We start from the raw sequence: 24,467 nt of genomic DNA on the forward strand, positions 1-24,467 counted from the left end.
GCTTTTGCGTTAAGCGACTTGTGGTTTGGCTTTTTTCTGATGCAAGCGAGACTCGGCTGCATCTAAATTTGGAACTGCCGCTGAAGGCAGTACATCGTCTTGTTCAATTTGCGTGTTGATACCCAAGTTCTGATTGGCAAGTTGGGTCTTTTCTTTGACCACTTCTGCACGCTGACCTTTGGCAGGTGCCCATTCTAGGATGGGTAAAGCACGGGCCACAGCAAGAGTAATGCGATCTCGTAATAATTCACTGTGGATGGTATATGCTGGGGTAAAGTCTTTGTCTGTGGCATAGACCCCAATCGGTAAAGTTTGCGCTTGGAAGAAACTAAATAGTGGGCGAAGTTGGTGTTCCAATACCAGTGCATGACGCTCACTGCCGCCTGAGGCTGCAAGTAGTACGGGTACATCGACCAGCGCCGTTTGCTCAACAAAGTCGAAAAAGTGTTTGAATAAACCGGTAAATGAAGCACGGTAAACTGGCGTTCCAACAATTAAAGCATCGGCAGCTTCGACCGCGGCTAAGTCATCTTGCACACGTTGTGGCAGTTGGTTGCGGTAAATCGCACCACCGAGTAGATGTCCAATTTCGCTGAATTTAATGAAATGTACATGGATTGGGGTTGCTTCCCCCAGTTCATTTAATATTTCTTGTACTAGCGCCTCAGTTTTAGACGGGGTATTTAAACCGCCTGACACAGCGACAATATTGAGTGGTTTTTGCAGTAAAGTAGACATAAGGACAGCCCTAAAGTGTTGTATCTCGGAATGGGCTTATTTATCTAATATCTGAACGAAGGCTGTAAAATAAAGAAATAGCGTTAAGTTATCTGATTTTAAGATATATCTGTTGAGCTTGAAAAAGGCTGCTAAAATTTTTATTAAATGGTTGTATTTTTTATATATATTTAAAATAAATAACCTTTTTCGATGTGCTGATAAATTTTATATCAAAATGTGATTAGTTATTTATATTTCAATATCGACTTGGAATTGAGGCTATTTTCCTGCCTAAAGCGTGATAAAGTGAAAAAAAGTTAGACTTTGCATATCCTTATCGGCACTTGTATGGTTAGAATAGTCAAGACTAGTGCACTCGAAATCTCTCGTTGCTTATGAATATATTAATCGTTGATGACCATCCGCTGTTTCGCCATGCGTTAATCCAAGCTGTTCGTTATAGCTTACCGCAAGCTCAAATTCATGAAACAGCCGCAGTAAACGAGTTTTATGAACGCCTTGAAAAAGGTCCTGAACCTGATTTGGTGCTATTGGACTTAAACTTACCAGGTGCTTCAGGTTTTTCTGCATTGGTACACGTTCGTGCCCAGTATCCATCATTACCGATCATTGTCGTTTCAGCGCATGAAGAGACGTCGATCATTCAGCGTTCAATTGCACATGGAGCGATGGGGTATATTCCAAAGTCGGCACATCCAAGTCATATTGGTGAAGCAATTCGCGAAGTCTTAGATGGTGAAATTTGGTTGCCGCCAAATTTACCCGCTAACATGAACTTTGATCCACGTGCTGCCGATGAAACTGCACTGGCTGAGCGAATTCAATCCTTAACACCGCAGCAGTTCCGTGTTTTGATGATGGTGGCAGAAGGTTTGCTGAATAAGCAGATTGCTTATGAACTTGATGTTTCAGAAGCGACGATTAAAGCGCACGTGACTGCGATTTTCCGTAAGCTTGGAGTACAGAACCGAACTCAAGCGGTCCTTGCGATCAATGCTTTAAATATTGAAGAAAAACGAATGTAAGCTGATCTATTGAATTAAAAAAAGCGCTGAATCATCAGCGCTTTTTTTCGGTCTTAAGTTTAAGCCAAGCAGTTTTGTTTGCTGGTGACATCGGTACAAAATAAAGGATTTAAAGCACATTGTAAGTCATCAATTTGCTCTTCAGAAACATAGCCCTGTTGTTTCAAATAAGCGGCAACGCGGTCATCGCGCAGACTTAAAAAGGCTGCGTCATACACGCCAAGATCGACAAATAAAGCCGCCGTTTCCAAGCTGTTGAAACGGTCTAAGTAGATTTCGTTGTCATACATGAGGAAAATATGGTCTTGTGTTCCTTGCGCATCAATACTTAAGCGATCCGCCAAGACTTGCGGTGGTGTTTTAATAAAGAGCAGATCCGACAATTGGTCAAACTGGGTGGTGTCGAGTTGATCCTGATCGGTTTTGACTTTACCGAGCCATGCTTTAAACACCAAAACTGCACCGCCGCGAAGGAGCATGCTCCAAATTTGATGGCGCACATCTTCACTGAGTCCGTTGGATTCGGCTTCCAATGCCAGCAAGAACGGGTCTTCTTGTTGCTGAAGTTTTTCAAATAGACCTAAACCTTGCGGTTGGTAAGCCGCGGGGCGAAACACATCAAAGTCGAGTTGTTCAAACACTTGTAATGCGAGGGGAATAGCGGTGTGATACAGCGTATCTAAGGCCTGAACATGAGTCTCGTTGAGTCTACTTTGTTTAAAGAGTTCGACCCAGTCAATACTGGGTAAAAAGGCATTGGCACTATACTGGCGCAAAAATTGTTGTGATTGATCTGAGCCATGTGGCATTGCTTTAGAAATGTTCATCATAAAACTCCAAGAGAAGGATGATCAGTTTCTTCAGCGAAGGAAGAGGTATATAGGTAGAAAAACTGATCTTTTCTTAGTCCTAGTTATCTGCCAATCCCCTGTGGAGATGAATACGACTAAAGTCGTAGTTTGTGTTTTTATGCATATTTAGTTTAAAGAAAACAAATACTTGAAAAATTGTAACTAAGTATACAAGTGTTCACTAATGTAAGTGGTGTATTTTGCCATAGTAAAAATAGATGTGTAATTTTTAGTCAATACTGTGGGGCTTCAACGTGCTGAAAATGAGCACTTTGGTCGAAATCGTTAAAACTTTAGTCAGTTTGCCATGTATACAGAGCCTAAAAAAGACAAAACCCAAGTCAAGTGACTTGGGTTTTGTGAGTAAATGTAGTGAATTTATTCAGGATTTGAAATTTTTAAACCCGATAACCATGCTCGTAAAGAAGCAGGTTTTAACGGCTTTTTCAACAGCACGATATTCATATCTTTGACCCGTTGTGGCAGTTCAGGATCTGAGTCTGCGGTAATCAAAGCGACAGGGACATTTTCTTGGCGATTGGCCAAAATAAAGTCCAAACCAATTTTGTCATGGTTTAAGTGTTGATCGACCAACCAGACCTGAATGTTTTCTTGCTGAATCATCTCAAAAGCCTGTTCAGGCTCGGTTGCCTTAAACACTTGATAGCCCCATTTGGTCAGTAAAGTCGACATCCCTTCTAAAATGGTTTCGTCATTGTCCAAGCACAAAATCTTATAGGCTTTGGTTTTGAGTGGTACCGCTTGTACAGGCGCTGCTACGACTTTTGGTGGGTCAATGATTGGTACTTCAATCATAAAGCATGACCCTTTGCCATACTCTGAATAGACATGCACTGGGTAGTCGAGCAGGCTGGTCATCCGTTGTACGATGGCCAAACCCAAGCCAAGCCCTTGCTCACCCCACGGTGAGGTATGGCCACAGCGCTCAAACTCTTGGAATAGTTTGATTCGTTGTTCTTCTGCAATCCCGGGTCCTGTATCCCAAACTCCAATTCGAATATGGCGTGGTTTGTCCGTGGAGCGGAGTACACCCACCACCACTTTGCCTTTGGCGGTATAGCGTAGGGCATTACTGACAAAGTTTTGAATAATACGGCGAATCCACTGTGGGTCAGTATCAATCCAGAACTGAGCATCATGTACGCTAAAACGAATACCGCGCTGTGCGGCAATGGATTTAAACTGTAATTCAAGGTCGCTGAGTAAATCATGCAGCGGATAAGCCTGGCGGTTGGGTTGAATGGTGCCACCTTCAAGACGGGCAATATCCAGTAGGGCAGACAACATACTTTCTGCACCGTGTAAGGCACGATCAAGCTGTTGTAGGGTTTTACGGTCTTCTTCACTTTGTACGCTTTGTTCTAAAGCCGTACTGAACAGACGCGCGGCATGCATTGGTTGCAATAAGTCATGACTGGCCGCGGCAATAAAGCGGCTTTTCGACATATTGGCTTTGTCGGCTTGTTCACGTGCCAGTTGTTGCTCAGATAATGCATCTGCTAACTGTTGAGTTCGGTCTTGGACACGTGCCTCCAGCATGGCTTCATTTTCACGGAAGGCGGTAATGTCGGCAAAGGTGGTGACAAAGCCACCACCTTCAATTGGGTTACCACGCATTTGAATGACACGACCATCTTTACGAATCCGTTCAAATTCATGTGCGCTACCGACTTGCATCCAGTGCATCCGTTTCCGTACATGTTCTTCGACCGAACCCGGGCCACATTCGCCGCGCTCTGCGTTATACCGAATCAAATCAGAAATCGGACAACCGACATAGACAATATCTTTTGGATAATCAAACAGTTTTAAATATTGGTTATTCCATGCCACCAAACACATATTTTCATCGACCACACTCACCCCTTGGGTCATGTGGTCAATCATGGTCATGATCAGGTTTTGATTAAAACGTTGCCACTGTGAGGCTTGGTCTAGAATGTTTGCTACTTGCCCCAAAGCGAGGCCATTGTTGACCATTGCGGTGGTGAGCAGGGTACGCGCCGATGCAGCGCCAATGGTCCCTGCTAAATATTGTTCGGTAAAACGCCACCACATGCCGTTGGCATTGCTATTTTCATTCAGCACCACATTGTTTTGGGCACAGAACTGTTGGAAAGCGCGCATGGTTGCGCCATCGCCTGTAATCCGTTTGGCTAAGGTGATTAAATCACCGACTTTTAAACGTGCAACATCGTGATGAATGTAGTTGATGTCTGTAGACGTGCTCTGTGTTGGCAGTGGCTTGGTTTCATAATAGAAAAAGCTTTCTGCTTGAATTTGTTCGGCCACGCTGGGGCGGAAAATTCGGGAAATCCAAATGTATAAAATAATATTCAGACCCAGTGCCCACACCACCCCATGAGTAAGTGCGGCAAAGGATTCAAAACCGAGCAGGGCTTCAGGGCGTAACCAGTTAATGCCCATTGGACCGAAATTAAGAAAGCTTTCGGTAAAGTGTGAATATTCAGCAGGCAAACTGCGAAGTACAGTGGGTAATAACAGGGTGTAGGCCCACATACCAAAACCGGCCAATAAACCTGCATAGACGCCTTGTTTACTGCCGCCACGCCAGTACAGACCACCTATGAGGGCAGGTGAGAACTGAGCCACCGCACTAAAGGCCAATAAGCCAAAGACTGAAAGTTGGTCGATGTCATTAAAGAAATGGAAGAACAAAAAGCCCAATAACATGACGGCTAAAATACAGACCCGACGGGTAAATTTAAGTACCAAGGGTAAGCGCTTATCGTGGCGGGACAGTAAATTGGTACGCCATAAGGCAGGCATGATCAAGTCATTACTGAGCATGATCGACAGGGCCACTGAAGACACCAACAGCATACCTGTAGAGGCAGAAAAGCCACCTAAAAAGGCCAATAGGGTTAACCAGTCTTGGCCATAACTTAAGGGTAAAGACAAAACCGCGACATCGGGGATCGCTAAGTAACCTGGCGTTGCATGCAGTGCCCAACTGGCAATCGGGATAATAGCAATGATAGTTAAAACTAAATAAACTGCGAACCAGCGCCGTGCCCCACGAATATGTTTTTCATCACGTAATTCGACCACAGCGACGTGGAACTGTCGCGGTAAGCAAATGATTGCGAGTCCAGCCAACAAGGTTTGAATCCAAAATGTATCGGGTACACCAATGAGTTGTACTTGATGGAAAGTCTCTGCGACATCTTTGGAGATTTGATAAATGTTTTCAGGTGCAGCAAACACGAAAAAGAGCGCGACACACAGCAAAGCGAACAGTTTGACAAAAGACTCGAAGGCAACCGCCAACATCAGACCGCCATGTTGTTCTGTATTGGCAATCTGTCTGGTCCCGAAAATCATGGCTAAAATGGCCAAAATACCAGTGAGGAATAGCACACCGTTGGTGGTCGAGGCGATGCTGCCTGCGGTAGGTTCTAAAATCACCGAGGCACTGAGTGCAATGGCACGTAGCTGTAGGGCAAGGTAAGGGATAATCGCAATGACGGCGAGGATGGTCACCATTGAGGCCAAAGGTCCACTTTTACCATAGCGTGCAGCGACGAAATCGGCAATTGATGAAATAGCATGGTGTTGACGAACGCGGCCTAAACGACGCCAAATGTCATAGCCCAGTGCGACGAAAAGTAGTGGGCCAAGGTAGATCGGCAGAAAGATAATGCCTTCACGAACTGCCGCACCTGTTGCGCCATAAAAGGTCCAAGATGAACAGTAGACCCCTAAAGTTAAACTAAACAATAGCATGCGCCCACGCGTGCTCAGGCGGCTGGCGTGTTTCTCACCAAAAAAGGCGCAGATAAAGAGTAAGACGATATAGAGGGCCAATACCCCGATAATGAGCCAGCTGTTCATTTTACCTAAAGTTTTTCCTTCATCTTGGCCATCATAGCGCATCTGGGATAGCTGCTGCTGAGCTTGTTTAAAATTTACAGACCAAAGTCTAAATTACAACCAATACAGAAGCTTGCTACTTTAGCAAATGTAATAATTCGAATTAAAAAATTGTATCTACGGTTGGATACAGACAGGAGTATGGTTATGGATGAGAGACAAGTAGAACAGATTCTACAAAATCCCAAATTCAAGGAAATGGTTAGTCGTAAAAGTAAACTGAGCTGGACACTGACAACTATTATGTTGGTTGTATACGTTGGTTTCATGTTGTTGGTCGGCTACAACAAAGAATTTTTAATGACTTCAGTCAGTGGTGGGGTGACCACGATTGGCATGCCATTGGGTCTAAGCATTATTGTATTGTCTTTTGTTTTGTGTGGTGTTTATTCGTATATCTCGAATAACAAACTCGACGCATTAAATGAAGAAGCAATGCGTGAAGTTGAAGCCATTGCGCAAGAGAAAGGACAGCACTAATGAAATGGAATTCATTGAAAGCGCTTACAGTCGCTGCTACAGCACTGTTGGCTTCGAGCCTAGCACTTGCAGGCCCAGATTTGGGTGAGGCTCAACAGCAAGCGACAAACTGGCATGCCATTATCATGTTCGGTATCTTTGTCGGATTTACTTTGCTCATCACCAAATGGGCAGCAAAACAAACCACCAATACTGCTGACTTCTATACAGCGGGTGGCGGGATCTCAGGTTTCCAAAATGGTTTAGCGATTGCGGGTGACTATATGTCCGCAGCGTCATTCTTGGGTATTTCCGCAATGGTTTTCAGTTCAGGCTTCGACGGCTTGCTGTATTCATTGGGTTTCATGGTCGGTTGGCCAATCGTATTGTTCTTGGTGGCTGAACGTCTACGTAACTTAGGTAAGTTCAACTTATCTGACGTAGTGTCATTCCGTTTAGCAGAAAAACCAGTACGTACGCTTGCAGCAGTAAGTTCATTGGTTGTCGTTGCATTTTATCTGATCGCTCAGATGGTGGGTGCAGGTCAGCTGATCAAACTGTTATTTGGTTTGAACTACAACATTGCTGTAGTAATTGTTGGTCTTCTGATGATGGCTTACGTGATCTTCGGTGGAATGTTGGCAACAACTTGGGTACAGATTATTAAAGCTGTGATGCTTTTGTCTGGCGCGACATTCATGGCTTTCATGGTGATGAAAGGCGTGGGCTTCAGCTTCTCTGAAATGTTCACGCAGTCAATTCAAGTTTTCTCTAAAGTACATGACATTTCTTTAGCAGAAGCGGGCAATATCATGGGCCCAGGTAAACTTGCAGCGAACCCAATTGATGCCATTTCTTTAGGTTTGGCTTTAATGTTCGGTACAGCGGGTTTACCACACATCTTAATGCGTTTCTTTACCGTTAAAGATGCTAAAGAAGCACGTAAATCAGTGGTTGTTGCAACAGGTTTCATTGGTTACTTCTACCTTCTAACCTTCATCATTGGTTTTGGTGCGATCCTTTATGTATCGAACAATCCACAGTTCCTTGATGTCGCGAAAATGGCAGTAACTGGCAAGCTAGAGCTTGTTGGTGGTAACAACATGGCAGCGGTTCACTTGTCTGATGCATTGGGCGGTGACTTGTTCATGGGCTTCATTTCAGCAGTAGCGTTCGCAACGATTCTTGCTGTTGTTGCAGGTCTGACCTTGTCAGGTGCTTCAGCAATCTCGCATGACTTGTACGCAAACGTATTCAAGAAAGGTCAAACGACTCCTGAATCTGAACTTCGTATGTCTAAAATCGCGACTTTAGGTCTTGCTATTTTTGCAATGATTTTAGGGATTCTGTTCGAGAAACAAAACGTTGCCTTCATGGTCGGTTTAGCATTCTCTGTAGCAGCATGTGCCAACTTCCCAGTGCTTGTACTGTCAATGTTCTGGAAAGGTTTAACCACACGTGGTGCGGTGATTGGTGGTGTGATTGGTCTAGTGACTGCAGTAACACTAATTATCTTATCTAAAGCCGTTTGGGTCGATACATTGGGCATTTCTGAAACGCCAGTGAATCCATTCAATGGTCCAGCAATCTTTGCAATGCCATTGGCGTTCTTCTGCTGCTGGTTGTTCTCTGTGACTGATAACTCAGCACGTGCACAAGCAGAACGTAAAGCATTTGATGCGCAGTATGTACGTTCACAAACAGGTATTGGTATCTCAGGTGCTTCAGATCACTAATCTGAACCTGAACTAAAAAAAGCCCCTTCATCGGGGCTTTTTTTATGGTGTTGATTCTCTTAACTGTGTTGGCTTTGAATGCTGAAAGACCTAGATTGTGATATTCAGTACTCAAGCAGTACTCAAATTGTTGGGCAAAATGAATCGACTGACACGAATAAAAAGCATCGGTTTCAGTGGCTATTCATGCTAAGTTAAAAAAGCGAGAACAAGAACCAATCAAACTTGGCTTTAAAAATAACAGGCTGCATATGCAAGTATTTGTCGAATTTTGGAAAGGCTTCCGTCTACTGCCTTCAGCATGGTTACTGCTGTTGCAATTTATTATGCTGATTTTGGCACTGTTGAGCGGCCATAGTTTGTCCTTACGTGTATTGGTTTGGGGCTTAGGTGTTTTGGTCCTGTTACTCATTGCCAAGGTCATTCGTCAAACTCCCGTGTTCACCATTCTCGGCTTGAGCTTTGTTGGTGGGGCATTGTTCTTTTCCTTACTGATATTGCTCGGTGCGCGAGATCCGATGCTGTTGGTGATTAGCCATGCCTTTGAGGCGATGGCCTATTTTATTGCGGCCTATGGCTTGCTGCGCTATATGTTTGCAGACCGTTATTTGACCAAAGATGAGCTATTTGCTGCAGGGGCAGTGTTTACCCTTATTGCATGGGGTTTTGCCTTTTTATATAGCATTTGCCAGATTTTAGAACCCAATAGCTTTTTAAATCCCAATGTGGCGGGCGCACAGTCATGGCTCGATTTACTTTTTTTAAGCTTTAGTTTGCAGTCGGCGACAGGTTTGTCCGATTTAATGCCATTAACACCGCTGGCTCGTATGATTGCGATGTTACAGATGTTTTGTGGAGTGATGTATTTGGCTTTAGTCGTCTCACGCTTGATTGCCTTGCAGTATATTCAGCATCGGCCCAATGATCATAAAGAAAATTAAACTGTTACAGGATTCGCACTGCCTTATTTTTCAACATAAATTATGATGGAACAGAATCGTTAAATTTTAAGCTATTCATTCTTCACTCTTTATTAGACTCGTCTAATTAACCATTTTGGTTATATCTTTGTACTAAAAATAATTTTCTGGGGGAATTATGCCTTCCATAAAGCCATCGCTGTTTGCAAACATCAAACGGAATGTATTTCTCAGCACTGTCCTGATTCTAGTGCTTTTTCTGGCCTTGATTCTTTTTGACCCAAGTGGTTTTGAGGCTTTAACCAAACATTTAAATCAATGGATTATTGATTCATTTAGCTGGTTTTATGTTTTATCTGTCGCGTTATTTCTGATCTTGCTGATCTTTATTGCGCTCTCCGATATGGGGAAAATCAAACTCGGTCCTGATCATAGTCTGCCTGAATATAGCAGTGGTTCTTGGTTTGCTATGCTGTTTACCGCAGGGATGGGAATTGGTTTGATGTTCTTCGGTGTCGCTGAACCAGTGATGCACTATGTCAACCCGCCCACGGGAGACGGGCAAACCGTAGATGCCGCACAACAAGCAATGCGAATCACCTTTTTCCACTGGGGATTACATGCATGGGCCATTTATGCGCTTGTGGGATTGTCACTGGCCTATTTCTCTTTCCGACATAATTTGCCTTTAAAAGTTCGCTCTGCTTTATATCCTTTGGTGGGCAAAAAAATCTATGGTGCAACGGGAGATGCGGTTGATACCTTTGCAACCTTAGGCACCATTTTCGGGGTTGCGACCACACTTGGTTTTGGGGTGACCCAAATTAATTCGGGACTGAATTATCTTTTTGGCATTCAGCAAAGTATTGGTATTCAGGTCGGGCTAATCATTTTTGTCACTTTTTTAGCTTCGCTCTCAGTCGGGTTTGGTTTGGACAAAGGCATTAAACGGCTGTCTGAATTGAACTTGGTGCTGGCACTGGTTTTACTGTTATTTGTGTTTTTTGCCAGTTCTTCTATTTATATCTTACAAACCAGCATTCAAAACGCAGGGCAATATGTATCTAATCTGTTCACGATGACCTTCAACCTCTATGCCTACCAACCCAATGGTTGGATTGGTGGTTGGACCATTATGTATTGGGCGTGGTGGATTTCGTGGTCGCCTTTTGTGGGAATGTTCATTGCCCGAGTGTCTAAAGGTCGAACCATTCGCGAGTTCATTGTCGGGGTGTTGTTCATTCCTACAGGCTTTACCCTAATTTGGATGGGCTTCATGGGGAATGCAGCGCTGTTCAGTATTATTCAAGATGGGCACACTTCGTTAATCTCAGCGGTACAACAAGATTCATCCGTCGCACTGTTTGAATTTTTGACCCATTTACCTTTCTCTCAAATATCGAGCCTGATTGCGACCGTTCTGGTGGTGCTATTCTTTGTGACTTCAGCCGACTCAGGCTCATTGGTGATTGATTACTTAACCGCAGAAACAGAAAACTCACCTTTGTGGCAACGGCTATTTTGGACCATTTTGATTGCGTTACTGTCGATTATCTTACTGATGGCAGGCGGACTTTCAGCCTTGCAATCGGCCACAATTATGAGTGCCTTGCCCTTTACTCTGATTATGTTACTGGTCTGTTGGGGCTTACTGAAAGCATTGCGTTTGGATGTCACCAAAATGCGTGCACTACAAGATGCGCGAATCACGCCACGTGCGATTCAAAATCCACGCAGTTGGCAACAGCGTCTAGGTCTGATTATGCATTATCCGCATACCCAGTCTGAGGTCGAAGAGTTCATTGGCCAGCAGGTACAACATGCTTTTTCAGCAGTACAAAAGGAATTTCAGCGCCGTCAGCTAGACGTGACTATTCAACCGATTGAGCATGGCTTGCAGTTACGCGTGGATCACCATAATGAAATTAACTTCATCTATCAGGTGGTTGCCCGTGAAACCCAGCCACCCAGTTTTATGGCGGATCGACTCGAAGAACAGCAGTTTTATCAAGCTGAAGTTTTCTTAAGAGAAGGTGGACAGAATTATGATGTGATGGATTGGACTTTAGATGATCTCTTGCAAGATATTATTGACCAATATGAGCGTCATTTACATTTCTTAAATTTAGTCAGAGCCACAAACTAAAAAAAGGACGCTTAAAAGCGTCCTTTTTTATATTCAGTTTCTAAATGAAATTAGAAGCGGAATTTAGCGTTTACGCCAACAGTTTGAGTATCAAGATTCTCAGTATTGTCTTTAGCGTTAGCATTTACATAGCTTGCGCCTACAGCAACTGCTGGAGTGATGAAGTAGTTAACGTTTGCACCCCAAGCTGAATCTGGAGTACCAGCAAAGCTTGATTCAACATAAGAAGCGCCAACACTTAACGCAGGAGTTAAGTAAAGGTCAGTTTTAAGTTGGTAAGCGGTGTCTTCACCGTAAACAAGACCAGCTTCTAAGCCGAGCGCCATGTTTGTACCGTCGATGTTACCTACGTATTTAGTACGTGCAGTAACCGCGTCTTGATCTTCACCGATCGTAGCAGCTTCACCAACAGCTTTAACAACACCATTGCCCATTACGTTGAACGCATCAAGAGCAAATTGGTCAGCAACGCTAGTATAACCTACAGCAACCAAGAAGTTCGGAGCAGCTAAAGCACCCACTTCAAGTGCATAACGGTCGCCATTGTCATCAGGCGTTTCGCTGTTTTTACCATCCAAATGTGTGTGGCTATAAGACGCACTTGCATATGCTGGAACGAATTTAGTAGGAATATACGCTTCTGCTTTAGCGCCGTAGTTGTGTGCGATGAAATCAGTACCGTCAGTGCCTAATTCAGCATAGTTATATGCCAAAGAAACATTTGAAGCTTGGTTTAAAAAAGCAGCTTCAGCTAAAGGACCTTTAGATGAATCAACATCTTTAAAGTAGAAAGTACCTTGTAAACCGCCAGTAAAATCTTTGTCATTTGCATCAGATGCATCGATGTATTCAGATTGACCTTGTACTTCGAATTGGTATGCTTGAGCACCGGTCATGGCTAATAATAAAGCAGTTGCTAAACCGAGTTTTTTCATGATATTTACCAGATTGTTAACATTGGATTAAACTAAGGCTATTCTATTGTAACAATTTATTAAGTCAATGAGCTCTAATGGTATTATATTATTGAGTAATTACTCTAGTTGTGTTATGGGTTAAAAATTACTCAATTGAGTGTATCCATGTCAACCAAAAAAAACTTACAGCAGAACAATAGGGTATACCTATTTAGAAAACAGAGAATGCAGGAAAATGAATTGTACTGAACTTGATTTTTAATTGGTAAATTAGATTGAATATATAGATATAAACGGTAAAAAAGTTAAATAAAGCACCTTAAATATAGGCGTTTTTGTGTCCTAAATCTAAAAAACGCCTAAAATTAGCGCAAAAAGCTCGTTTTTTGCTTGCATAATGTACATATCCTCTGAGTATTTGTGATAATTTTCACGCTAATTATGGCGTTGTGTTAATCCATAGTGCTTTAGTGGCTTTACAAGTGAACAGATTTATTTCATAATGATTTTAGCGAATCATTTAACAATATTGTTGTTTTGTGAGAAGCTAATTCTTCTCAAACAGTTTTTGTTTATCTGCCCAACTTTCCCCAAGGTTGGGCTTTTTTTTTATTTAAATTTTCGAGATCTTCTTTTTTCTAATAAAAATTTATTGGAATTTAATGCACAATAATGGTGCAAATGTAGGGCTGTATTTTTCATTGAAAACTTTTATTCGAGCAAAAAAAAACCAACCTCTAAGAGAAGTTGGTTTTTTCCGCCAAAATTTGTGGGAAAATTAGAATATTTGCTGAGGATATACTCTAATTTGACCCAATACTGTGCATTATGCACTTAAATGTTGCATGTGTAAATATAGGAACTTTAAAAAATGGGAATTAAAAATATTGAATGAAATTCACACTAAACATGAATATTATTAAGGATGGATTGACTCAGCTTTCATAGGTGAGTGAAAGTTTAGCTGTGATCATTTGGGGATGATGAAATCTTAAAACGATGCAAAACAAAGAATTAATCACTTAAATACACGATATACTGTTCGTATAATAAACAGTTAATTTAGCTTTCTTTTATTTGGGAATGAGGGCGTGGTTGAAGTATGCGAGAAATACGCTCTGAGTATTTGAGTCAAAAGCTGTATATTGCAATGAGCATTATTATTTTGTCATTGTGCAGCTTATCCATTCCGTTGATAGTTAAAAGTTATCGTGATTACAACAAAACCAACCAAGCTTTAACTGAAATACAAGCCTTACAGGCTGTTGCAGACTTGGCCAATAAGATTTCACGAGAGCGTGCGCCCGCCAATAAACTCATGTCGAGTAATCAACAAGCCTTTGCCAAACACGTGCTTGAGTTAAAACTATATCGGCTCACGGTGGATGAGCAGATGAAAAAGACTTTAGAAGTTTTAAAGCACTCGAACCTCCCAAATTTAGATTTAAGTTTAGTTGACCGTTTAGATGAAGCTTTAACGCAAGGCAGACAACAGGTAGATGCCTATGCAGCTCTACCACGTGAGCAACGTAATGCCGAGACCATGGATCAAGCCATCCTAAAAATGTTTAGTGCTTGGGATCGTAGTCATGATGTTTTAAAAGACGTAATCGCTGTATCTGAAGGCAAAGACACCGCTGTTTCAAACTTCTATGTCCAAATTTTATTATTAGCGGACTTACGTGATCAGGCCGGTCGTGCTGCATCCAATGTGATGGCACATGTGGCTTTTAAACAACCGATTCCTGAAACCAATTTAGCGCGTTCTTTACAGACTCGGAGGCAAGTGATGTATTTGTGGGAACTCATTGATACCTTACAGCCCGAGCGTGATAAAACCGAAGAATTTAAAGTGCTGCATCAAGCGGTTTATAACGAGTTTTTAGCCAAAGGGCTATTAATCGTAGAGCGCTTGATGAATGAAAGTATTTACCATCGACCGTACTATTTAACAGGGACACAGTTAACTGAAGCAATCGTTGATAAATTTTCGACCGTGGTGGAATTGCAAAATTATTTACTCAAATATAGCGTTGAAAAAGCCATTATCGAAAAGCATAAAGCACAAAATATTTTGCTCACAACGGTGGGTATTTCACTGATTTCAATTTTTGCGGCACTGTTTACCATGATCTACGCGCGTAAGAGAGTGTTTGGTCCACTTATTCAAGCGCGTGAAATTCTGTTTGATTTATCTCATTCCTGTCTTCGCCCCAACCCGATGGATACTAAAGACCAACCCGCCAATGTGTATTCTTTATTTACAGCAATTCAGCAGTTAAAACAGACGCTTCAGCAGCGAGATGCGTTGGAGTTTCGACTCAAAAATATTGCACATTTGGATTCATTAACAGGGGTTGCAAATCGTTATGCGTTGAATGAATACATTAAACTTTTGGAAAATCAGCCGACTCAGTTTTCGGAGACTTGTTTAATGGTGATCGACATTGATCATTTTAAACAGGTCAACGATGTGTATGGGCACCTGATGGGGGATCAGGTGATTCAGTTTGTGGCTGAAAAATTAAAAGAAAATATTCGGACATCTGACTTGTTGGTACGTTACGGTGGTGACGAATTTATTGTGCTGATTGAAAATGTTGGAATGGAGCGCGCTTTAAAAATCGCGGAAAAGATTCGTGCTGAGATTTATGAAGCGAAGCCACTTGATAATGTACGTTGCCCTGATTTAAAAGTTAGTATTAGTATTGGGGTCGCAATTGGTGCGACCAGTTGGATGGCACTGTTAGAAAAAGCCGATCGTGCTTTGTTTCAAGCCAAAGAGCAGGGGAAAAATAAGGTGGCGAGTTGAGTTTATTTGTGAAATTCTTAGCTACTGGAAATATCAAAAAAACCAGGGTGATATAACTCAATAGAAGTCTGTGTTTAAATTAAATTTGATAATAATAGAAGGAGCTAAACGTGAGCGAAGGCTGTATTTTTTGTCAGATGATTCAAAATAAAATACCTTGCCACGTCATTGATAGCAATGATGACTATATGGCTTTTTTGACTATCTTTCCAAATACATTAGGCGCAACGGTTGTGATCCCGAAAAAGCATTATGCAAGTTATGCTTTTGATTTAGATGATGATATTTTAACTGGGTTAATACTCTATACCAAGAAAATTGCGAAAAAGTTAGATGGATTCTTTGAAGACGTTGGACGTACCGCAATGGTATTTGAAGGTTTTGGTGTCGATCATATACATGCAAAATTGTTCCCTATGCATGGAACTATGCAAGTGCATGAAAACTGGAAAGCTGTAAATTCTAATGTTGATAAATACTTTGAGCAGTACGAAGGCTATATTTCATCACATGATTTTCAGCGAGCAAATGATGACGAGTTGGCGAAATTGGCGGAGAAGATTCGAGCATTTGAATAATATAAGTAAACTGTTGGTATGGTAATCCCCCCTAACCCCTCTTTGATAAAGAGGGGAACACCATTTGATTAGTAATGGGAACTCCCTCCTTTTTAAAAGGGGGGTTGGGGAGGATTTACTACTTCAACATCGGCTTCAAAAACTTCGCAGTATGCGAAACTTTATTCTTCGCCACGTGTTCAGGCGTTCCTTCCGCAATAATCATCCCACCACCTGCACCACCTTCAGGGCCCAAATCAATCACCCAGTCAGCAGTTTTGATCACATCCAAATTATGCTCAATCACCACAATAGTATTGCCCTTATTGCGTAGCTCATGAAGGATATCTAACAGTTTAGCAATGTCATGGAAATGTAGACCTGTAGTGGGTTCATCCAAGATATATAACGTTTTACCTGTATCACGTTTTGCCAATTCACGTGCTAATTTCACACGTTGCGCTTCACCACCTGATAGAGTCGTTGCTGACTGACCTAAACGAATATAGCCCAAGCCCACTTGATTCAGTGTTTCTAAACGACGATGAATCACAGGAATCGCATCAAAGAAATGCATTGCATCTTCAACTGTCATATTCAGTACATCGGAAATATTCTTACCTTTATAACCCACTTCTAACGTTTCACGGTTATAACGTTCACCATGACAGTTATCACAAGGCACATACATATCAGGTAAAAAGTGCATAGCCACTTTGATCATGCCATCACCTTCACAGGCTTCACAACGACCACCTTTCACGTTAAACGAGAAACGTCCCGCAGCATAACCACGTGCTTTGGCTTCAGGTGTTTGCGCAAACAATTCACGAATTGGGGTAAACAAACCCGTATACGTTGCAGGGTTAGAACGAGGTGTACGGCCAATCGGGCTTTGGTCAATATCAACAACTTTATCAAGGAATTGCAGACCATCAATTGAGTCAAATTTTTCAGCCGTTAAAGTGGTTGCACCATTAAGCTGTGTTGCTGCTAAAGGCAATAAAGTACGATTAATCAACGTTGATTTACCTGAACCAGATACACCAGTCACACAGGTCATCACACCCAAAGGAATGGTTAAATCCACATTTTGTAGGTTATGACCCGCAGCACCCATCAATTTAATTTGTTCTTCAGGCTTTGGTGGTTCAGTACGTTTTTTCGGTACTTCAATTTTCAGTTTGCCTGATAAATATTGACCTGTAAGTGATTCACTATTCGCAAGGATTTCATCATAAGTCCCTTCAGCAATCACATGACCGCCATGAATACCAGCGCCAGGACCAATATCGATAATATGATCCGCTGCACGAATCGCATCTTCATCATGCTCAACGACTAAAACGGTATTCCCCAAATCACGTAAGCGGACTAAGGTTTCCAATAGGCGATCATTATCACGTTGATGCAGACCAATCGATGGTTCATCGAGGACATACATCACACCCATCAAACCTGCACCGATTTGCGAAGCCAAACGAATACGTTGCGCTTCACCACCAGACAATGTTTCTGCTGAACGAGATAGACTTAAATAATTCAAACCCACAGAGACTAGAAAGTGCAGGCGCTCACGAATTTCTTTAAAAATCTTATCGGCAATTTCGCCTTTTGCGCCATCAAGATTTAAATCTTGATAATAACTTTCCGCATCACCAATCGACATTTTAGTAATTTGGGCAATGGTTTTGTCTTTCACTCGAACATGGCGTGAAATTTCATTCAGACGTGATCCGCCGCAGGCATCACATGCCGCATTAGACAGGTACTGTGCTAAATCATCACGAACATAGTTTGACTCTGTTTCACGATAGCGACGTTCTAAATGTGGCAAAATTCCTTCAAAAGGTTGTACACGATTATGTTTGCGACCACGTTCATCGATATAACTTAAATCAACTTTTTCTTTGCCTGTACCGTATAAAAATTTCTTTTTGGTATCCGCATCCAATTCATTCCAAGGTGTATCCAAAGAAAAACCAAAATGCGCTGCCACTTTTTCAATCATGCTGTAATAATACGGACGTTGACGATCCCAACCACGAATAGCACCTTGGCTAATCGACACATCAGGACTTGGAATGAGTTTTTCAGCACTAAAATGGCTACGGGTCCCTAAACCATCACAGGTTGGGCAGGCACCAAAGGGATTGTTGAATGAGAATAGACGAGGTTCTAATTCTGCGACAGCACGGTCACATTCAGGACACGAGTGTTTAGCCGAAAAGACCCGATCTGGGTGTTCACCGTTCATCCACGAGAGAATCGCAATATCACTTCCGAGACGTAGAGCAGTTTCAAAAGATTCTGCAATGCGGTTGCCGAGATCATCACGGACTTTAAAACGATCCACCACCACTTCAATGGTGTGTTTTTTCTTTTTATCGAGTTCTGGAATTGGGTCGAGATCTACAATTTCACCATCGACACGGGCCCGTACAAAACCTTGACTTTGTAGCTGTTCAAACAGGTTGGAATATTCGCCTTTACGCTCACGCACCACGGGTGCAAGCAGCATCAACGCTGTCCCTTCATCCAATCCTTTTACGGCATCGACCATTTCCGATACGGTCTGTGCCACCATCGGCAAATCATGCTCTGGGCAAAATGGCGTGCCGACACGTGCGTAGAGTAGACGTAAATAGTCATAAATTTCGGTAATGGTTCCCACCGTAGAACGTGGGTTATGGCTGGTTGACTTTTGTTCAATCGCAATGGCAGGGCTTAAGCCTTCAATTGAGTCAACTTCAGGCTTTTCCATTTGTGATAAGAACTGGCGCGCATAGGCCGAGAGCGATTCGACATAACGACGCTGGCCTTCGGCGTACAGCGTATCAAATGCAAGCGATGACTTACCTGAACCAGAAAGTCCCGTGATCACCACGAATTTATCGCGGGGAATATCAAGGTTCACATTTTTTAAGTTATGGGTACGTGCGCCTCGAATACGGATATGACTTTGGCTCATAAAACTATCTCGAAATTGTGCAGATGAAGGAGGTATATGATAACGACTTATGCTTTATTCAAGTGTTAAACATGATTTTATAGCGACAAATCATGTCGGCCAAAAGAAAATTGATGCTGCTAGACTGTAGCTAGATTTCAGTGTTGAAACAAGTCTCAAGCTATCGATATTGGCTGTGACTGAAAACAGGAAGGTATTTATAAGTTCCCTAAAAAAGAGTGGATCACCCATTCGGCGCAAAGCAAAAGTTGAATCATGACTGTGTTATTTTTGGTTTGCCGTACGCCTTCAGAGATAGAGCATTGTTATGGTTGCAGCATTTAGCATGCTAGCGCATGAGGACGTTCAAAGATTGAGTCGACCGTCTCAAAAGCAAAGGGACGGATAATGTCATGATGGAGACGGGCATAGAAATTGACTTCGTGCTCAAGAGTTTGTAAGAAGGCATCGTAGTCATCTTCAAAGTCTGGTAGGTCGAGTAAGTCTTGTTCTCGACTCAAAACGCAATGATATTTTTTAATAAACGCCAACATCAATTTTTGAATATGTGGATTGGTATAATAAATGAGATAGGTCGCGGCAGAACCGCAGTGTAAACAGCCTTTTTCAAGGTATATTTCTTCGTTATTTAGCCAGCAGCATTGTACGGTAAAAAATGCACGAATGGCTTCAGTACCTAGAGTATCAGGATGCATGAGAATGGCCCTCGAAAGTTAATTATGTAAATGATAATTATTATCATTATTGAAGTTTAGTTTTAAATGCTTAAAATAGCAATCGCGCCTTCTGAAAAAATACGATATTCGGTAAATAAAAAGCCCTGAAGGGTTCAGGGCTTTTTGGATCATTTTCGCTTTTAAGCGTGGTCTAAACCGAGCCATTGCTGCTGTTTATAAGCGCTGTCCCAGAACAACCATTCCAGTTCAGCCCCTTTACGGTAGGCTTTATGCATTTTCTCAATAGTGTCTGCATCACAGCGTGCAGCCACTTTATCGATGGTTGCAATTACATTACGTACTGCTTGGTTGAATTCTTCACCTGCGTAAGTATCAATCCACGCTTGGTATGGGTTGTTGGCGATAGAGTTACCCACAATGTCTTTACCGACTTCAGCATAAATCCAAAAACAAGGTAAGAGTGCCGCTAACACCACTGGGTAGCTTTCAGACCATGCTGTTGCCGTTAGAAATGAAGTGTAATGGTGACATGCCAAAGTCAGCGGTGTTTCTTCAAACTGCTGTTTTGAAATATCAAAATTTTTCATAAAGCCATCATGCAAACTGCGTTCCACCACAATCGCTTCTTTGGCCCCTTGGCTAAACTGAATAATGTCGTCAGCCTCATACGCTTTGGCACCACACACCGCTAAAGCACGACCATAAGCCACCAAGTAGTGCGCATCTTGAATCACATAATGACAAAACGCTTCTTTATTAAGTGTGCCTGAAGCCAATTCTTGGTTAAAAGGTAAAGCCAGTGTTTTTTGATATAAGTCGACATTACGTTGCCAAACGTCTTGAGAAAAAGCCATGATTAGGTCCTGAGGGAAGCCAAAATATGGGCAAGACTATAACAACAGTTTGCTCGGAACAACAATCCATCTCCGTACATCGGTGAGATAAGTAAAAATTAACGAAGATGTTTTGGTTTCGGACTCAAAAATCGTCATAATTGCGGCCATAAAACTCAACCTGTTTTTTAGTTTTCGTTCATCTCCAAATTTTTTATAGGTCGATCTGTCATGATGAAACATTTTGGTTTCTCTATCATTTTTACGATCGTGTGTCTTGCGTTGTCTGCGTACTGGGGTTTTACCCATGGACCAGAAGCGGGCTTAAAGACCATGTTTACTGCTTTGACCATCACTGCAATTTTAGCGGTGATGGAGGTCTCGTTATCTTTTGATAATGCCGTTGTCAATGCATCTGTGTTACGAGGTTGGGATCATTTTTGGAAAATGTTATTCCTTACCGTGGGTATTTTAGTCGCTGTATTTGGTATGCGCTTAATTTTCCCTGTCGCAATTGTGGCGGTAACTGCAGATATGGGCTTCGTTGAAGTTGTTCAATTGGCTTTAAATGATCCAAAAACCTACTCACAACGTCTGATGGATCACCACCCTGAAATAGCTGCATTTGGTGGCGCGTTCTTATTGTTAGTGTTTCTTAACTTCTTTTTGGATGAAGGTAAAGATACGCACTGGTTCCGTTGGTTGGAGCGCCGTTTGGCGAACTTGGCTAATGTTCCTGCAATGTCAGTCTTCCTTGCACTGATTGCACTTTTGTTGATGGCGGCTAATGTCGATGAAGCTAAACGTCTCGTGGTGACCATGGCGGGAATCTGGGGCATCGTGGTTTACATTGGCGTACAAGTCTTGAGTCATTTGTTGGGTGGTGAACCTGAAGTTGATGAAGACGGCAATGCAGTTACACATGATGCCAATGGCGCAACCACGGGTGTGGTCAAAGCAGGTATTGGTGGTTTCTTATACCTAGAAGTACTTGATGCATCGTTCAGTTTTGATGGTGTAATTGGCGCGTTTGCCATTACTTCCGATGTCGTGATTATTATGTTGGGTCTCGCGATTGGTGCGATTTTCGTGCGTTCGATGACGATTTACTTGGTAGAAAAAGGGACTTTGGATGCCTATGTCTTCCTTGAGCATGGTGCACACTACGCCATTGGTGCTTTAGCATTCATTATGCTGGCAAGTGGTACAGGTCTACATGTACCAGAAGTTGTCACGGGTTTAATTGGTGTGGCCTTTATTGTTTGGGCAGTTATTGCTTCTATTCAATACAAAAAACATCAAGCCGCTTAAAGCAGATTGCTTTAAACCGCAGAAAAGCGCAGCTCAGGCTGCGCTTTTTGTTTTTCAGATCAGGAAGGCTTTTATTAAACATAAAATTCATGCCGCTAGTCGGATTGAATAGCTTATAATCTTGATCCAAGATTAATTCAATACAGTCTGTCCTCGTTTATGATGAATGCTTTAGAACGTCGTTCAACTTTTGCCTTAAGCAGTATTTTTGCCTTACGCATGTTGGGTTTGTTCATGATCATCCCTGTATTTTCTGTGGCAGGGCAGACCTATGAATATGCAACGCCTGCGCTGCTCGGTTTGGCTGTGGGGATTTATGGTTTAACACAGGCTATTTTACAGATTCCTTTCAGCTTGATTGCTGACCGTTATAGTCGTAAGCCCTTGGTGGTTTCTGGGCTACTTCTGTTTGCTTTGGGTGGTGCAATTGCCGCGATGTCAGACACCATTTATGGGGTGATTATTGGTCGTGCCATTGCGGGTGGTGGAGCAGTGTCTGCAGTGGTGATGGCACTACTGGCGGATGTGACCCGTGAAGAAAACCGCATGAAAGCCATGGCAACCATGGGCATGAGTATCGGGGTTTCTTTTGCTGTAGCTTTTAGTTTGGGGCCGTGGCTTACCGGTTTAGTAGGGATTTCAGGATTATTCTGGGTAACGACCATCATGGGTTTGGCGGCCATTTCGATGTTGTTTTTGGTGCCAAAAGTCACCCGCCATCATCGTAATTATCAGCAAGGCTATTTGGCTCAGCTCAAACAAGTCTTAAAAATGGGCGATCTGAACCGTCTGCATGTGTCAGTGTTTAGCTTACATTTATTGCTGACGGCAATGTTTATTTATGTTCCCTCACAGCTCATCGATTTTGCAAAAATTCCACTAAATTCGCATGGCTGGGTGTATTTGCCACTGTTGGTGATTAGCCTATTTTTTGCCTTTCCAAGTATTGTGTTGGCTGAAAAATATCGCAAAATGCGAGGCATCTTTTTAACGGCCATTGGCGGCATTATTTTAGGCTTAGGCATCCTAATTTTTGGCTTTGAGTCGAAGTATATCTTGCTGACAGGTTTGGGCTTATTCTTTATTGCTTTTAACGTTATGGAAGCGTTGCTGCCGTCATGGTTATCGAAAGCTGCACCGATTCAGTCCAAAGCGACTGCGATGGGCGTAAATGCCAGCAGCCAGTTTTTAGGCGCATTCTTTGGTGGTGTCACAGGTGGTCAGTTGTTGCTGTTAAACAATACTGCTTTGGGTTGGAGCATCCTGACTGGACTGGCGATTGTTTGGTTATTGATTAGTTTTGGCTTGGCACAACCGCGTTATTTGTCTTCGATGGTATTGCGTTTACCTGAACATAAACAAACGGACGAATGGACTTCACAGCTTTTAGCGATTCGTGGTATTGAAGAGGTCGTGGTGATGTCTGATCAGCAAGTAGCGTATGTAAAAGTCGATAAGCAGCAAATAGATGATGCTACGCGACAAGATTTAACGCAGTTGTTGGGGAAAGAGGTAGCCATTTAAGCATAACTCTTATAAAGTAAATAATAGAAATAGATAGGAAGTAAACATCAGATGCGCGGTGTAAATAAAGTTATTTTAGTGGGCACATTAGGCCGAGATCCAGAGACGAAAACTTTTCCAAACGGTGGTTCGTTGACCCAGTTTTCAATTGCCACGAGCGACTCTTGGACAGACAAAAGCACAGGTGAGCGTAAAGAGCAAACCGAATGGCACCGTATTGTGTTACACAACCGTCTAGGTGAAATTGCGCAACAATACCTACGTAAAGGTTCGAAAGTTTATATTGAAGGTTCACTGCGTACTCGTCAGTGGACAGATCAAAATGGTCAAGAACGCTACACTACAGAAATTCGTGGTGAGCAAATGCAGATGCTCGACAACAACCGTCAGCAAGGTGAGCAAATGCAAGGCGGAAATGATGGTTATGCACAACCACGTTTCAACAATAACCAAGGTGGTGGTTATAACAATAACAACAACCAAGGCGGTTATGGCGGCAATCCTGCAGCGGGCAATAGCAACAACCAACAAAGTGGTTATGCGAACAATAATCCAAGCGGTTTTGCACCAAAGGCGGCACCTCAGTCAGCGCCTGCGGCAGCACCAGCAGATATGGATGATGATCTTCCATTTTGAGACACACTAGAGATATATTTTTGTAAAGTTTATAAAATTTATCTTTATATTTAGTAGGTTACAGAGAAAGTTTACAGATACTAAAATAGTTCTGTAAACTTTTTTTTATTATGATTTAATATATTTAATACTTAGACTTTTTGTAAAATTTATGCTTTCAGTTAAAAGATTTGTCATGAATAGTGGGGAAAGATTTGCTGTCTTAATTGATAGTAATGGTCTCCCTCTAACATACCCAAATCTTTATACGATGATTTATTTGAGAAACAGAGGGCATTCGGTTAACACAATTGTTGCGGTACTTGAAGATATTGAACTGCTTTACCATATTTTTCATAAATGGCTTTGTTGCACAAACCTATCTGTAAAGGGTTTTTCAGCGATATAATTTTCAAATGAAGAAGCCTGCACACAAAATCTACCGCACAACCAATTG

Annotated in this window: 17 protein-coding genes and 1 pseudogene; 11 read left to right on the plus strand and 7 right to left on the minus strand. The window is 42.3% G+C overall.

Annotated features, from left to right (window positions below; genetic code table 11):
* Nucleotides 1-9: 9 nt before the first annotated feature.
* Entirely contained in the window at nt 10-738 is a 729-nt protein-coding gene (gene msuE / locus ACF8FD_RS06580) for an FMN reductase (protein ID WP_183173485.1), read from the minus strand.
* A 377-nt stretch (nt 739-1,115) separates the two neighbouring features.
* Here msuE and ACF8FD_RS06585 point away from each other — a divergent pair, with 377 nt between their 5' ends.
* Nucleotides 1,116-1,766: a response regulator transcription factor gene (locus tag ACF8FD_RS06585; protein WP_004691689.1), complete on the plus strand. Its 651-nt coding sequence runs from the start codon at nt 1,116-1,118 to the stop codon at nt 1,764-1,766.
* Between the two features lie 59 nt (nt 1,767-1,825).
* On the opposite strand, the gene ACF8FD_RS06590 is transcribed toward ACF8FD_RS06585, so the two are convergent.
* Both ACF8FD_RS06590 and ACF8FD_RS06595 read right to left on the minus strand, forming a co-directional pair.
* The gene (locus tag ACF8FD_RS06590; RefSeq protein ID WP_279678623.1) at nt 1,826-2,593 is read right to left on the minus strand and encodes a hypothetical protein; all 768 of its coding nucleotides are present in this window, start codon (nt 2,591-2,593) and stop codon (nt 1,826-1,828) included.
* 402 nt (nt 2,594-2,995) lie between these two features.
* Nucleotides 2,996-6,493, minus strand: coding sequence for a PAS-domain containing protein (locus tag ACF8FD_RS06595; RefSeq protein ID WP_392453279.1), 3,498 nt, complete (start codon nt 6,491-6,493; stop codon nt 2,996-2,998).
* Between the two features lie 186 nt (nt 6,494-6,679).
* Between ACF8FD_RS06595 and ACF8FD_RS06600 the strand changes: the two genes are divergently transcribed.
* The 4 genes from ACF8FD_RS06600 to ACF8FD_RS06615 all read left to right on the plus strand — a co-directional run bounded on the left by ACF8FD_RS06600 (nt 6,680) and on the right by ACF8FD_RS06615 (nt 11,793).
* Complete coding sequence (locus tag ACF8FD_RS06600) at nt 6,680-7,012, plus strand: DUF485 domain-containing protein (protein ID WP_004691685.1); 333 nt, start codon at nt 6,680-6,682, stop codon at nt 7,010-7,012.
* Complete coding sequence (locus ACF8FD_RS06605; RefSeq protein WP_062032020.1) at nt 7,012-8,727, plus strand: cation acetate symporter; 1,716 nt, start codon at nt 7,012-7,014, stop codon at nt 8,725-8,727. The genes ACF8FD_RS06600 and ACF8FD_RS06605 overlap by 1 nt, the downstream gene beginning before the upstream one ends.
* 251 nt (nt 8,728-8,978) lie before the next feature.
* Nucleotides 8,979-9,668 (plus strand): ion channel, encoded by a 690-nt coding sequence (locus tag ACF8FD_RS06610; RefSeq protein ID WP_004691682.1) that lies wholly within the window; start codon nt 8,979-8,981, stop codon nt 9,666-9,668.
* A 157-nt stretch (nt 9,669-9,825) separates the two neighbouring features.
* Entirely contained in the window at nt 9,826-11,793 is a 1,968-nt protein-coding gene (locus tag ACF8FD_RS06615) for a choline BCCT transporter BetT (RefSeq protein WP_234304356.1), read from the plus strand.
* Between the two features lie 50 nt (nt 11,794-11,843).
* On the opposite strand, the gene omp33-36 is transcribed toward ACF8FD_RS06615, so the two are convergent.
* Nucleotides 11,844-12,728, minus strand: coding sequence for a porin Omp33-36 (gene omp33-36 / locus ACF8FD_RS06620; protein WP_058870480.1), 885 nt, complete (start codon nt 12,726-12,728; stop codon nt 11,844-11,846).
* Nucleotides 12,729-13,812: 1,084 nt separating this feature from the next.
* Here omp33-36 and ACF8FD_RS06625 point away from each other — a divergent pair.
* On the plus strand, nt 13,813-15,522 hold the full coding sequence (locus ACF8FD_RS06625; RefSeq protein ID WP_262469756.1) for a GGDEF domain-containing protein: 1,710 nt from the start codon (nt 13,813-13,815) through the stop codon (nt 15,520-15,522).
* A 110-nt stretch (nt 15,523-15,632) separates the two neighbouring features.
* The gene (locus ACF8FD_RS06630) at nt 15,633-16,100 is read left to right on the plus strand and encodes an HIT family protein (RefSeq protein WP_279678622.1); all 468 of its coding nucleotides are present in this window, start codon (nt 15,633-15,635) and stop codon (nt 16,098-16,100) included.
* 118 nt (nt 16,101-16,218) lie between these two features.
* On the opposite strand, the gene uvrA is transcribed toward ACF8FD_RS06630, so the two are convergent.
* The 3 genes from uvrA to tenA all read right to left on the minus strand — a co-directional run bounded on the left by uvrA (nt 16,219) and on the right by tenA (nt 20,581).
* Nucleotides 16,219-19,050, minus strand: a complete 2,832-nt coding sequence (uvrA, locus tag ACF8FD_RS06635; protein ID WP_262469757.1) for an excinuclease ABC subunit UvrA — start codon at nt 19,048-19,050, stop codon at nt 16,219-16,221.
* A 320-nt stretch (nt 19,051-19,370) separates the two neighbouring features.
* Nucleotides 19,371-19,745 carry a hypothetical protein gene (locus ACF8FD_RS06640; RefSeq protein WP_125274284.1) on the minus strand — a complete coding sequence of 125 codons (375 nt, stop codon included), beginning with the start codon at nt 19,743-19,745 and terminating at the stop codon, nt 19,371-19,373.
* Between the two features lie 161 nt (nt 19,746-19,906).
* On the minus strand, nt 19,907-20,581 hold the full coding sequence (gene tenA, locus ACF8FD_RS06645) for a thiaminase II (protein WP_004691671.1): 675 nt from the start codon (nt 20,579-20,581) through the stop codon (nt 19,907-19,909).
* Between the two features lie 210 nt (nt 20,582-20,791).
* Between tenA and ACF8FD_RS06650 the strand changes: the two genes are divergently transcribed.
* The 4 genes and pseudogenes from ACF8FD_RS06650 to ACF8FD_RS06665 form a co-directional block, all read left to right on the plus strand.
* On the plus strand, nt 20,792-21,871 hold the full coding sequence (locus ACF8FD_RS06650) for a DUF475 domain-containing protein (RefSeq protein WP_262469758.1): 1,080 nt from the start codon (nt 20,792-20,794) through the stop codon (nt 21,869-21,871).
* 159 nt (nt 21,872-22,030) lie between these two features.
* Nucleotides 22,031-23,395, plus strand: coding sequence for an MFS transporter (locus ACF8FD_RS06655; RefSeq protein ID WP_262469759.1), 1,365 nt, complete (start codon nt 22,031-22,033; stop codon nt 23,393-23,395).
* A gap of 51 nt (nt 23,396-23,446) precedes the next feature.
* Entirely contained in the window at nt 23,447-24,031 is a 585-nt protein-coding gene (ssb, locus tag ACF8FD_RS06660) for a single-stranded DNA-binding protein (RefSeq protein ID WP_004691666.1), read from the plus strand.
* Between the two features lie 151 nt (nt 24,032-24,182).
* Nucleotides 24,183-24,371: pseudogene (locus ACF8FD_RS06665) on the plus strand (site-specific integrase); the annotation flags it as partial.
* Nucleotides 24,372-24,467: the final 96 nt, after the last annotated feature.

This window comes from Acinetobacter sp. TYF_19 (assembly GCF_043105125.1).
In the GTDB taxonomy this organism is placed as follows: domain Bacteria; phylum Pseudomonadota; class Gammaproteobacteria; order Pseudomonadales; family Moraxellaceae; genus Acinetobacter; species Acinetobacter johnsonii.

Coding starts and splice junctions, on each gene's coding strand:
- msuE (WP_183173485.1), bottom strand. CDS start 738: ATGTCTACTTTACTGCAAAAACCACTCAATATTGTCGCTGTGTCAGGC.
- ACF8FD_RS06585 (WP_004691689.1), top strand. CDS start 1,116: ATGAATATATTAATCGTTGATGACCATCCGCTGTTTCGCCATGCGTTA.
- ACF8FD_RS06590 (WP_279678623.1), bottom strand. CDS start 2,593: ATGAACATTTCTAAAGCAATGCCACATGGCTCAGATCAATCACAACAA.
- ACF8FD_RS06595 (WP_392453279.1), bottom strand. CDS start 6,493: ATGAACAGCTGGCTCATTATCGGGGTATTGGCCCTCTATATCGTCTTA.
- ACF8FD_RS06600 (WP_004691685.1), top strand. CDS start 6,680: ATGGATGAGAGACAAGTAGAACAGATTCTACAAAATCCCAAATTCAAG.
- ACF8FD_RS06605 (WP_062032020.1), top strand. CDS start 7,012: ATGAAATGGAATTCATTGAAAGCGCTTACAGTCGCTGCTACAGCACTG.
- ACF8FD_RS06610 (WP_004691682.1), top strand. CDS start 8,979: ATGCAAGTATTTGTCGAATTTTGGAAAGGCTTCCGTCTACTGCCTTCA.
- ACF8FD_RS06615 (WP_234304356.1), top strand. CDS start 9,826: ATGCCTTCCATAAAGCCATCGCTGTTTGCAAACATCAAACGGAATGTA.
- omp33-36 (WP_058870480.1), bottom strand. CDS start 12,728: ATGAAAAAACTCGGTTTAGCAACTGCTTTATTATTAGCCATGACCGGT.
- ACF8FD_RS06625 (WP_262469756.1), top strand. CDS start 13,813: ATGCGAGAAATACGCTCTGAGTATTTGAGTCAAAAGCTGTATATTGCA.
- uvrA (WP_262469757.1), bottom strand. CDS start 19,050: ATGAGCCAAAGTCATATCCGTATTCGAGGCGCACGTACCCATAACTTA.
- ACF8FD_RS06640 (WP_125274284.1), bottom strand. CDS start 19,745: ATGCATCCTGATACTCTAGGTACTGAAGCCATTCGTGCATTTTTTACC.
- tenA (WP_004691671.1), bottom strand. CDS start 20,581: ATGGCTTTTTCTCAAGACGTTTGGCAACGTAATGTCGACTTATATCAA.
- ACF8FD_RS06650 (WP_262469758.1), top strand. CDS start 20,792: ATGATGAAACATTTTGGTTTCTCTATCATTTTTACGATCGTGTGTCTT.
- ACF8FD_RS06655 (WP_262469759.1), top strand. CDS start 22,031: ATGATGAATGCTTTAGAACGTCGTTCAACTTTTGCCTTAAGCAGTATT.
- ssb (WP_004691666.1), top strand. CDS start 23,447: ATGCGCGGTGTAAATAAAGTTATTTTAGTGGGCACATTAGGCCGAGAT.